Raw genomic sequence first — 12882 nt, 5'->3', positions numbered from 1 at the left:
AATTAAAAATATTTTTTATTCTTAATATAATATTAATTATAATATTTTCAAAAATAAATCTATAAACATTAATAAAAAATAAAAAAATATTAATAATTTTAGTAGTTAAAATATTCAATAACTTATTTAATATATCATTCTAATATGAAGTTTATTGTATTATTTTAATTGTTATTAATTATATTAATATTTCATGGGTTTGTTTTTTTATATTGACATATTTTAAGTAAGATATATATTTATAGATGTTTAATTTTAAAATTTTTTTCAAAGTAGTGTAACAATTAAAAATATTGGTATTTACAATCATTTATTCGTCTCTTTGTTAATAATATTTTTGTAGTCGTTCAAAAAATATTTTATTTTTGTTGTTTTTATATATTGTAATCATTAAATTGATCTTGTTTTAGGTGTAAATATAATTAATTTTTTTTGATGATTTAGATTAGAGAAAGAATTTATAAAAATAATAAACTGTATTATTTATGTCGGTCAACATCAAAATTTAATTTAATAAATTCAAATAAATTAAAATCATGATGTCTTTTGAATTATTTGAGTTTAAGTAAATTTATTATTAATATTAGTATATTGCTATAAAAATTTAATCAATAATATTTGTTTTTAAATTGAATATTTAGGATATAATTCATCAGATTATAATTTTAATGTTTCTTAGAATAATTAGAAGCAAATTTATTTTTTAATTAATTATATTTTTATAAATATATTTAAATTAATGCAAAGATATTTTTTAAGAAATGAAATATATTTATACATTTTCTACTTTATTGTATAAAACTTGAGATTTTTTATAAAGACTTTGAATCATACAGTTAAATATTTTTTCTATACTATTTTTTTCTAAATACTTGACAATCATTTCGGTTTCATTTTTTGAAAATTTTTCGTTATAAACTCCTGATATAAACGCGATGATAAAATTTTTATTTTTATCTTGATATAAGATATATTTTTTTTTCTTATTGGGTTTATATGGTATTGAAAAAATTTTAGAGGTAATAGGATTCGGGCTGTATCGAGATAATATTTCGGAATTATTGAAATGTAAATTTTCTTTACTTAATATATCTGTATGATTGTGATTTAATTCAAACAAAATTTTTTTTGTTTTTTTTTGAATTGATTTAAATGCTTTTTTATATTTTAAAATATTTATAATGTTGTTTCTAACAGTTTTAATTTTTTTAATTTTTTTTGTTTTAAAATCTTTTATAGTTAGTAAAAATAAATGATGATTTTTTAATTGAATTAATCTTGAGTATGATGTTAATTTTTTTTCTTTGTTTAGTAATCCTGCATTAAAAATGACGTTTTTTAGAATAGAATTTTGAAATATTTTAGGAATAGAATTTTTATCAAACCATGGAGTTTCTATAGATTTAATATTAGATTCTTTTTCGATTAAATCAAATTGATTTTTATGTTTTTTAGATAAAAATAAAATTTTATTTTTTAATTTATAATATGCATTTAAGTTTTTTTTCTGTTTTATTTCAGATTTTATTATGTCAGATACTTCAGAAATTTTTTTGATTTTTTTGAATAATATTTTGTTTAATTTAATAATTAAAAATTCATTATTAAATTTGATAATATCAGAAATTTGATTATTTTTATTTAAATTTGATTTTTTTATTTCCTCAGGTATTAAGTTGATTGGTATCCATCCAATATTTCCTCCTTTTTTAGAGGATATAGGTTCGATTGATTTTTCTTTTGCTATTTTTGAGAAATTTCCTCCTTTTTTTAATTCTGATAATATTGATAAAGCTTCTTTTTCAGTTTTTATCTGAATAATACTATAATTTCTTTTTTCTTCAGTTAAATATTTATGTATATTTTTTTTATACCACTGTTTAATCTCTTTATCATTACAATGTGTATTAAATTGATTTGGATATATATGAATATAGCTAATTTTAAATTTTTCTGGACTATAAAATTTATTTTTATTTTTATTAAAATAATTTAAAATTTCTATATTTTTTATATTTTGATTGTTAATGGAATTAATTTTAAAAATTTCTTTGTTTATTATTCTCTTTTGGGATAATAAATTTATTACATTTTTTTTTTCGTTATCTAATATAAAATTTGTTTCTGAAATAATATTAATTAAATGTATTGTATTTAATTTTTTTTTAATTAATTCTATATATTCATAGTTTGTTAAATTCATTGATTCTAAATAATTTAAATATTTTTGATTATTAAATTTATTATTTTCTTGAAACAGATTAGAATTTAATATTGTTTTTTTAATTTCATTATTATCTAAATTAAATTGAATATTTTTCGTATATTGTTCTAGTAAAATATTATTAATTAATTGATGTAACACATAATTATATATATTTTTTTGAAATATTTTATCATTACTAATTGTATTAAAATTTGAACCTAGTATTTTTTTTTGTTTATTTAGTTCAATTTTAAATAAATTATTTACAGTTTCAAAGCTAATTGGTTCTTCGTTAACCTGTGCTATATATTTAGTTTTATCTTGATTAATATAGTTATTTAAAGTGCCAAATATTATTGATAAAATAATTACACCTAAAATACATTTAACTACAATGTTTTTTGATCGTATTTTGAAAAATTTAGTCATAATACAACGATCCTAAATATTTTTAATTTTATTATTATAAAGGCTGACAATTTTTGCCAGCCAAATTTAATTTTTGATAAATGTTATATATATGGTTTTTTTTCTAATGCTAATATTAAAACTTCTTGAATATGCTTTACTGGATATATCTTTAATCCATCAATGATATTTTCTGGTATTTCTACTAAATGTCTTTTATTACCATAAGGTATTAAAACTATTTTTATACCGCCGCGATGTGCTGCTAATAATTTTTCTTTTAATCCTCCAATAGCAAGTACTTTTCCTTGTAATGTAATTTCTCCTGTCATAGCGATATTAGATTTTACAGGATTTCTTGTTAAAGAAGAAACTATAGCAGTGCACATAGCAATACCTGCACTTGGACCGTCTTTTGGAGTAGCACCTTCTGGAACATGTACGTGAATGTCGTGTTTTTCATAAAAGTCTTTATTAATTCCTAGTTTTTTGGCTTGTGATCGAACGACTGTTAGTGCTGCTTGAATTGACTCTTGCATGACTTCACCTAAAGAACCAGTATAGGTAAGTTTTCCTTTACCTGATACAGACGCTGTTTCAATCGTTAATAATTCTCCACCGACTTCCGTCCATGCTAATCCAACAACTTGTCCAATTTGATTTAAATGATTTGTTTTTCCATAATCAAATCGTTTTACTCCTAAAAATTTATTAATATTTTCATTATTTATCTCAATATGTTTTAAAGATTTATTTAAAATTAATTTTTTTACTGTTTTTCTACATATTTTAGATATCTCACGTTCTAAACTACGAACTCCGGCTTCTCTTGTATAATAATGAATAATATGCATTATAGCGCAGTCAGTAATTGTTAGTTCATCTTTTTTTAAAGCGTTTCTTTCAAGTTGTTTCGGATACAAATAACGTTTTGCTATATTTAATTTTTCATTTTCTGTATATCCAGAAAGTCGAATAATTTCCATTCTATCAAGTAGTGGCGAAGGTATATTCATTGAATTCGAAGTTGCTACAAACATAATATCAGAAAGGTCGTAATCCACTTCTAAATAATGATCGTTAAAATGAATATTTTGTTCTGGATCAAGTACTTCTAGAAGTGCGGACGCTGGATCTACTCTTATATCAGAAGACATTTTATCAATTTCATCTAGTAAAAATAATGGATTTTTTACTTTTGCCTTGATCATTTTTTGAATGAGTTTCCCAGGCATTGATCCTATATATGTGCGACGATGACCTCTTATTTCTGCTTCGTCTCTTATTCCTCCTAAAGCCATTCTTACATATTTTCTGCCCGTTGATCTAGCAATAGATTTTCCTAATGATGTTTTACCTACACCAGGGGGTCCAATTAAACATAAAATAGGACCTTTAACTTTGTTTGTTCGACTTTGAACTGCTAAATACTCTAATATTCTTTCTTTAACTTTTTCCAGTCCAAAATGATCAATATCAAGAATTTTTTTAGCTTCTTGAATATCTTTTTTTATTTTTGTTTTTGCATGCCATGGAACTTGTATCATCCAATCGATATAACTACGAACTACAGTTGCTTCCGCGGACATTGGTGACATCATTTTTAATTTATGTAATTCTGATTCCATTTTTTCTTTGGCTTCTTTAGGCATTTTTAAAGATTTAATTTTTTGTTTTAATAGTTTATTTTCATCTGGAATTTCATCCATATCACCGAGTTCTTTTTGAATTGCTTTTATTTGCTCATTTAAATAATATTCTCTTTGACTTTTTTCCATTTGTTTTTTAACGCGATTTCTAATTCTTTTTTCTACTTGTAATAAATCAATTTCTGATTCCATCATAGTCATTAAAAATTCCAGTCTTTTATTTACGTTTTCTATTTCGAGGACTGATTGTTTATCACTTAATTTTAATGGCATATGCGCCGCAATTGTATCTGCTAATTTTTCTGAATTTTTTATACTATTCAGAGTATTTAATATTTCTGATGGAATTTTTTTATTAAGTTTAATATAAGATTCAAATTGATTAATTGTTGTTCTAATTAAAACTTTATGTTCTTTATTTATGATATTAGAAATATTAATCAATTCTACTTCGGCAATATAATGTTCTCCTGTATTAATTAAATTTTTAACATGAGCACGTTGTAATCCTTCAACTAGTACTTTTACTGTTCCATCTGGAAGTTTGAGCATTTGTAAAATTGAACTTATAGTTCCTATATTAAATAAATCATTTGTATTTGGTTCATCTTTAGAGGCTTCTTTTTGTGCAATTAACATAATTTTTTTATCATTATTCATAGATGTTTCAATACATTTAATTGATTTTTTACGACCTACAAATAATGGAATAACCATATGAGGATATATAACTACATCTCTTAATGGTAAAACGGGAATTTTAATGCGTTCAGAACGCTCAGAATTCATAGAGCTCTCTCTTAGTTGAATTTCCGTACTGTGTGTAAATTTGAAAACTACAAGATATAAAATATACAGTTATATTAATATTTGATTTAATTTATATTAATAATTGTTTGATATTTGATATACATCTTTTAGGTAAGTATAAAATTTAATTAATTTTTTATGTTATTCACCAGATGCTTTTTTTGATTTAGTTTTTTCATATATTATTTTAGGTAAAGATTTTGAATATATTACTGATTCAGTAATAATTACCTTTTCTACATTTTTCATTGATGGTAATTCATACATGATGTTTAATAAAACTTTCTCAATAATAGATCTTAATCCTCGGGCTCCTGTTTTTTTAAGCATTGCTTGTTTTGCAATAGCTTCAATTGATTTATCATCAAACTCTAATTTTACTTTTTCTAAATGAAATAGTGTTTGATATTGTTTAATTAAAGCATTTTTAGGTTTACATAAAATTTCAACAAGTGCATTTTTTGTTAATTCATTTACGATTGTAATAATAGGTAAACGACCAACAAATTCAGGAATTAATCCAAATTTTATTAAATCTTTTGGTTCCACTTGTTTCAGTAAATGTTCTTTTGATTTTTCCTGATTTTGTTTATGCATTTTTGCATTAAATCCAATTTCAGTATTCACATTAATTCTTTTCGAAATAATATTAGATAATCCTGAAAATGCTCCTGCACATATAAATAAAATATTTGAAGTGTTAATTTGTAAAAATTCTTGCTGTGGATGTTTTCGACCACCTTGTGGTGGAATAGAAGCTAATGTTCCTTCAATAAGTTTTAATAATGCTTGCTGAACTCCTTCTCCTGATACATCTCGAGTTATAGAGGGATTGTCAGATTTTCTAGAAATTTTATCAATTTCGTCTATGTATATAATACCTAATTCTGCTTTTTTAACATTATATTTGCATTTTTGTAATAGTTTTTGTATTACATTTTCAACATCTTCTCCTACATATCCAGCTTCTGTTAGAGTAGTAGCATCAGAGATGCTAAATGGCACATTTAATAATTTAGCTAGTGTTTCTGCTAATAAAGTTTTACCACTTCCAGTAGGCCCAATTAATAAAATATTACTTTTACCAAGTTCAGTTTTTTTTTGATTTTGATTTATATTTCTAATACGCTGATAATGATTATAAACAGCTACAGATAAAACTTTTTTTGTATAATCTTGTCCTATTACATAGCTATCAAGATATTTTTTTATTTCTGATGGTGTAGGTAAATTTTTTAAATCACCACTTTGAGTATCTTTTGATGGCTTTGTTTCTTCAATAATGTTATTGCATAATTTAATACATTCATTACATATGCATACTGATGGGCCTGCAATTAGTTTTTCCACTTCTTTTTGATTTTTCCCGCAAAAAGAGCAATGAAGTAATGTTTTAGAATCATCTTTACTCTTATTTGTCATATGTTTGCAACCTCTTTTTTATATTTCTTGATTTTTGAGTAAATAGATTCTAGTTTATTCTGCTAAAAAAATATTTTATAAAACTTTTTATTTTCGTTGAGTTAGAATTGAATCAATTAGTCCATATTGGATAGATTCATTTGCTGATAAAAAACAATCTCTTTCTGTATCTTTATTTATTTTTTTAATTGATTGTCCAGTATGCAAAGAAAATAGTTGATTTAATCTTTTTTTCGTTTTAATTATTTCTTTTGTATGAATTGCAATATCTGATGCTTGTCCTTGAAAACCACCTAATGGTTGGTGGATCATAATTCTTGAATTTAATAAAGAAAATCTTTTACCTTTTGTACCAGATGCCAAAAGAAAAGCACCCATTGAACATGCCTGTCCTACGCAAATAGTTCTTACATCTGGATGAATAAATTGCATAGTATCATAAATAGACATACCTGAAGTAATAATACCACCAGGTGAATTAATATATAAAAATATATCTTTTTCTGGGTTTTCAGCCTCTAAAAATAGCATTTGAGCTATAATAGTATTTGCCATTCTATCTTCAATAGTTCCGCTGATAAAAATTATACGTTCTTTTAATAATCTTGAATATATGTCATATGAACGTTCTCCTCTTGAATCTTGTTCAATAACCATTGGAATTAATATTGAATGAGACATTTTCTAGTATTCTCTTAAATAAAAAAAATCAAGTGAAAAATAAAATATTAAAATTTTTTATAATCTAAATATTTTAATCGAAATTATTAAAAATTTTGATTTTTAAAAAAATAGTTCTTCTGAATAATTTCTGTTATTACGTATAAATTCATCAAAAGTATAATGTTTATCTATAATATTAATTTTATTTTGTAAAAATATTATAGCTTTTTTTTCTAGTTCTAAATTTTTTATTGTTTTTCTTAATATTTTATTTTGATTATATAAATTAATAATTTCTAACGGATTTTTATATTTTGAAGATATTTCTTTAATGGTGAATTCTATTTGTTCTTCATCAACTACAATTTTATTATCATTAATGATTTTTTCTAAGATTAACTTAGTATATAATCTTTTTTTAGCATATAATTCAAGATTAATATGATATCGTTTATCTAAAATATTTTTTTTTGTTTTATATTCTTCTATTAATTTTTGATGTAAATTTTTTACTTCTTCCTTCAATAAGATAGGAGGTATTTTAATTGGATTTAATGTTACTAGCTTGTGTATAATTTGATTTTTTAATTGATTTTGAATTAATTTGTTTATATCTTGTACTATTTTATTTTTTATGGATTGTAAGTTTAATTCAATAAATTTTGTATTTTGAATATTTTTTTTTATTTTTAATTCTTCTTTTTCTTCAATGCGTATTATTTTAATTTTCAATGTTATATTTTTTTTATGAAGTATTTTTTCAGGATGAAATGAAGAAAAAAATATTTTTAAAAAAATAACATCATCAGTGTAATGATTAATTATTTTGTTATTTAATTCATTTAATAAATTATTGTTTAAAACAATAAATTGAATGTTTTTTATGCCAAATTTTTCTATTTTTCTATTATTATCATATAATGAATAACTAATTTTTACTCGATCATTGATTTTGATAGATCTGTTGACTTTATTCCAAACAGTAGTTTTTGTTTGATTCTCGATGAGATTTTTTTTTACCTCTGCATCAGTGATATTAACAATACTTTTTTCTACTTTGATGAGGTTTAGTTTTTTAATTTTGATATGAGGATAAATTTCATAAATTACAGAATATTTAAAGTTTTCATTTTTTTCTTCATTTTTATTTATAAAATATTTAGGGTGTCCAATAATATTTATTTTTTCTTTACTTAAGAATTCAAAAAAAAATTTTTGCATTAGTTTATTAAATACATCATAATAAACATTATTTCCATATTTTTGTTGTATTATCTTAATAGGCGCTTTGCCTTTTCTAAAACCGTTAATATTGGTTGTTTTATTAATTTTAGAAAATTCTTTAATAAGAGCTTGATCAATTATTATTTTTGGAATATTGATTGTAACACGATGACCTGCATCTTTAGTTTTTTCCAGAAGAAATTTCATTTTATTACCTTAAAAAATTACATTTATCAGTTAATTTTAGATATTGGTATTTTTTATTTATTAATTTTAATGGATTTTTAATTGAATAAATTATTTTAAATATGCTTAGAATGAATAATAAAATGCGTGATATTTTATCAGAATATTTTACAAAAAATTATAAGTAAATTAGTAAATTTTTTTATTTTCACATTATCTTAAAATTATTTATAGCAATAATAGTTATTTATCATGTTGAAAGCATTTTAAAGAATTATTATTTTTATATTTTCTATGTTTCCATTCGTATGAAGTATAAGTATATAATGTAATTGAATATATTTTTTTTTTATGTATTTCACTTAATCTTTTAAAAATTAATCGATGTCTGTTAATTGTTTTGTGATTAATAAAATCATCGCTAATAATAATTATTTTTAGATGCGTAAGAGTATTTGAAGTATTTTTATGAAAGTTACTATCGTTATAAATTTCAATATTGATTATATTGATTTTTAATGTTAAATATTTTTTTATTTTTTCTAAACACATAAAGTTAGTTTTATATCCCAATTAATATTTTAAAAAACAGGTAAAAAATTTTATTTTAGATTTTATGAAATTATTTTGAAATAATTTCTTTAAAAGCAATTCTATTTTTGAAAAATATAATAAAATACTTAATAAAAACATATTTTTATTTTAAATTTTATCAATTTTTTAAAAATAATTCAATTATTTCAAAAATTATTAGTATTTTAAAAATGTAAAATTTGTAATTAATTAAAATAATTATAAAATATTTTAATTAACAATATTAAATTTGAGGTTCTCTAAAATGATATATTCAAATTTTAATAAATTTTTTAAGATATTATTATTAACTTCAATTATTTTCATATTAAATGGTTGTGATAGTATGCTCTTAAACTCACATGGAATCGTCGCTCAACAAGAATCTTCATTAATTCTAATATCATTTATAATGATGTTATTTATAGTTATTCCTGTTTTTTTTATGACAATATATTTTTCAATTAAATATCGTGCTTCTAATATAACTGAAATATATAAACCGAATTGGTCTGAATCTAAAACAATAGAAACAATTATATGGATTATACCTATTTTAATAATATCTTTTTTAGCATATCTAACATGGAATTATTCTCATTTATTAGATCCTAAAAAGTCTATATTATCAAAATATAAACCTATTAAAATAGATGTCATTGCATTAGATTGGAGATGGTTGTTTATTTATCCAGATTATGGTGTAGCAACTATTAATGAAATAGCCTTTCCTAAAAATACACCAGTAGTGTTTCGTATAACTTCAAATTCTGTTATGAATTCTTTTTTTATTCCATCCCTTGGAAGTCAAATATACGCCATGCCTGGAATGATAACAAAATTAAATTTAATTTCTAACGATTTAGGAAAATATAAAGGAATATCTTCTAATTATAGTGGAAGAGGATTTTCTAATATGAAGTTTACTGTTATCTCGTTACCAAATAAAAAAATATTTATAGATTGGATTGATAAAATACAACATTCGCCGAAAAAGTTAAACACTCTAAAAAAATTTAACAAAGTATCTTTTCCGAATGAAAATCATTATGTAGAATATTTTTCTAATGTTGAAAAGACATTATTTGACAGAATAGTGCATTAATTTATTTAATTAATCATATTCAATGTCATTTTTTTCATCAAGCAGGAGAAATAAAATATGTTTGGAAAATTAACATTAGATGCTATACCTTATAATGAGCCCATTATAATGGTGACTTATTTTTTTATTATTTTAATTGGACTATGTTTAATCTCGGGTATTACTTATTATGGAAAATGGAAATATTTATGGTCTGAATGGTTTTCAACTGTTGATCATAAAAAGATAGCTATTATGTACGGTATATTAGCTTTTGTTATGTTATTCAGAGGTTTTGTAGATGCTATATTGATGCGTGCTCAACAAGTTATTTCATCCTCAGGAAATCCTGGTTTTTTACCTTCACATCATTATGATCAAATATTTACAGCACATGGTGTGATAATGATTTTTTTTGTAGCTATGCCTCTTGTTATTGGATTAATGAATTTAGTTATTCCACTTCAAATTGGCTCTCGAGATGTGGCATTTCCTTTTCTTAATAGTTTAAGTTTTTGGTTAAATGTAAGTAGTGCTGTATTGTTAACTATTTCTTTGGGAATTGGTGAATTTGCACAAACCGGATGGTTAGCTTATCCCCCTCTTTCTGGTATTAAATATAGCCCTGGAGTAGGGGTAGATTATTGGATTTGGAGTCTTCAAATTTCTGGAATTGGAACAACTTTAACAGGGATTAATTTTTTAGTAACTATTTTAAAAATGAGAGCTCCAGGGATGAATTTATTTAAAATGCCTGTATTTACCTGGACAGCTTTATGTACAAATATATTAATTATCATATCTTTTCCAGTATTAACTATTACTTTAATTTTATTAACTTTAGATCGTTATTTAAATTTTCATTTTTTTACTAATGATCTAGGTGGAAATGCTATGATGTATGTAAATTTAATATGGATTTGGGGACATCCAGAAGTATATATTTTAGTTCTTCCGGTGTTTGGTATTTTTTCAGAAGTTGTGGCTACTTTTTCAAAAAAGCGTTTATTTGGATATGTGTCTTTAGTATGGGCAACACTAGCTATTACTATTTTATCTTTTATTGTGTGGTTGCATCATTTTTTTACTATGGGTGCAGGATCAAATGTTAATGCTTTTTTTGGAATTACTACTATGATTATAGCAATTCCAACTGGGGTAAAAATTTTTAATTGGTTATTTACTATGTACCAAGGTCGTGTTCATATGCATTCCTCAATGTTATGGACTATTGGTTTTTTATTAACTTTTTCTATTGGCGGGATGACTGGTGTATTATTATCTATTCCTCCAGCTGATTTTATTTTGCATAACAGTGTATTTTTAGTTGCTCATTTTCATAATGTAATAATTGGTGGTGTTGTTTTCGGTTGTTTTGCTGGTATTAATTATTGGTTTCCAAAATTATTTGGTTTTGTTTTAAATGAAATTTGGGGAAAACGTGCATTTTGGTTTTGGATAATAGGTTTTTTTACTGCTTTTATGCCGTTATATTTTTTAGGTTTAATGGGTATGACTCGTCGTTTAAGTCAAAATATTGATGTAGAATTTCATTTTTTATTATGTGTTTCCGCATTTGGCGCTATTTTAATTGGTATTGGCATTATATGTCAAATAGTTCAATTTTATGTTTCAATTAAATATCGTCGTAATAATTTAGATATCACTGGTGATCCATGGGATGGAAGAACTTTAGAATGGTCTACTTCTTCACCTGCACCTTTTTATAATTTTGCTATCGTCCCTCATGTTAAAAACAAAGATGACTTTTGGGAATCAAAAAAACAAAAGAAACATATAAAAAATATTGATTATCATGAAATTCATATGCCAAAAAATACGGGATTAGGAGTGGTGATTGGTTTTTTATCTTTAATATTTGGTTTTTCAGCTGTTTGGCATATTACTTGGTTATGTTTATTATCTTTTTTTACAATAATTACAAGCTTAATTATCAAAAGTACTAATGAACATAATGAATATGTAGTTTCTATAAAAGAAATTAAAGAAATAGAAGATCAAAAATTTTTAAATATTAAAAAAGTAGGTTTAAAATGATAAAAAAAATAACAAATAAAATTCCATATTCCTGCAAAGATGATCATGTACAAAGTAATAAATTATTTGGATTGTGGATATATTTAATGAGTGATTGCGTTATGTTTGCTGTTTTATTTGCCGTATATGCAATTATTTTTAATAATTTACCTGTTAATTTTATTAATCATAAAATTTTTCATTTATCTTCTATTTTTTTTGAAACATGTATTTTATTATTAAGCTCGTTAACATGTGCTATGCTAACTATAGCACAAGATAAAAAAAATATAAAAATGGTTTATTTTTATTTTATATTTACTTTTTTTTTAGGTATAGTGTTTTTGATAATGGAAGGTAATGAATTTTATGATTTATTTATAGAAAATTATACCCCTGATAAACATGCTTTTTTTTCTATTTTTTTTACAATTATAGGTACACATGGTATTCATATTATTTTTGGTTTAATTTTTATATTATCAATCATTTATCAGATTTTTAAATTAGGATTAACTCATACTATTCAAACTAGAATATTGTGTTTTAGTTTATTTTGGCATTTTTTAGATATCATATGGATTTGTATTTTTACTTTTGTTTATTTAAATATGGAGTAA

9 protein-coding genes are annotated in these 12882 nt (G+C 22.8%); 3 read left to right on the top strand and 6 right to left on the bottom strand.

All coding sequences use genetic code 11. The features are described 5' to 3' along the window. Positions 1-772: 772 nt before the first annotated feature. The 6 genes from RJT32_RS02395 to RJT32_RS02370 form a co-directional block, all read right to left on the bottom strand. Complete coding sequence (locus tag RJT32_RS02395; RefSeq protein ID WP_343154149.1) at positions 773-2635, bottom strand: SurA N-terminal domain-containing protein; 1863 nt, start codon at positions 2633-2635, stop codon at positions 773-775. An 83-nt stretch (positions 2636-2718) separates the two neighbouring features. Next, a complete protein-coding gene (gene lon, locus RJT32_RS02390; RefSeq protein WP_343154148.1) occupies positions 2719-5052 on the bottom strand; it encodes an endopeptidase La in 2334 nt (777 codons plus the stop codon). Positions 5053-5214: 162 nt separating this feature from the next. Beyond that, on the bottom strand, positions 5215-6495 hold the full coding sequence (gene clpX, locus RJT32_RS02385; RefSeq protein WP_343154147.1) for an ATP-dependent Clp protease ATP-binding subunit ClpX: 1281 nt from the start codon (positions 6493-6495) through the stop codon (positions 5215-5217). 87 nt (positions 6496-6582) lie between these two features. Further along, a complete protein-coding gene (gene clpP, locus RJT32_RS02380; RefSeq protein WP_343154146.1) occupies positions 6583-7176 on the bottom strand; it encodes an ATP-dependent Clp endopeptidase proteolytic subunit ClpP in 594 nt (197 codons plus the stop codon). Between the two features lie 102 nt (positions 7177-7278). Continuing rightward, complete coding sequence (tig, locus tag RJT32_RS02375) at positions 7279-8589, bottom strand: trigger factor (RefSeq protein ID WP_343154145.1); 1311 nt, start codon at positions 8587-8589, stop codon at positions 7279-7281. A 222-nt stretch (positions 8590-8811) separates the two neighbouring features. Then, positions 8812-9120 (bottom strand): BolA/IbaG family iron-sulfur metabolism protein, encoded by a 309-nt coding sequence (locus tag RJT32_RS02370; RefSeq protein ID WP_343154144.1) that lies wholly within the window; start codon positions 9118-9120, stop codon positions 8812-8814. A gap of 286 nt (positions 9121-9406) precedes the next feature. Here RJT32_RS02370 and cyoA point away from each other — a divergent pair, with 286 nt between their 5' ends. From cyoA to RJT32_RS02355, 3 genes are read left to right on the top strand one after another with little or no spacing between them, the layout of a single operon-like run. After that, on the top strand, positions 9407-10246 hold the full coding sequence (gene cyoA, locus RJT32_RS02365; protein ID WP_343154143.1) for a ubiquinol oxidase subunit II: 840 nt from the start codon (positions 9407-9409) through the stop codon (positions 10244-10246). Positions 10247-10303: 57 nt separating this feature from the next. Further along, positions 10304-12283, top strand: a complete 1980-nt coding sequence (gene cyoB, locus RJT32_RS02360; protein WP_343154142.1) for a cytochrome o ubiquinol oxidase subunit I — start codon at positions 10304-10306, stop codon at positions 12281-12283. Then, entirely contained in the window at positions 12280-12882 is a 603-nt protein-coding gene (locus RJT32_RS02355; protein ID WP_343154141.1) for a cytochrome c oxidase subunit 3, read from the top strand. Before cyoB ends, RJT32_RS02355 begins: the two co-directional genes overlap by 4 nt.

Origin of the sequence: Buchnera aphidicola (Aphis aurantii) (genome assembly GCF_039388985.1) — a bacterium.
Classification (GTDB): Bacteria; Pseudomonadota; Gammaproteobacteria; order Enterobacterales; family Enterobacteriaceae; genus Buchnera; species Buchnera aphidicola_BL.
This window is presented reverse-complemented; position numbering and strand designations above follow the sequence as displayed.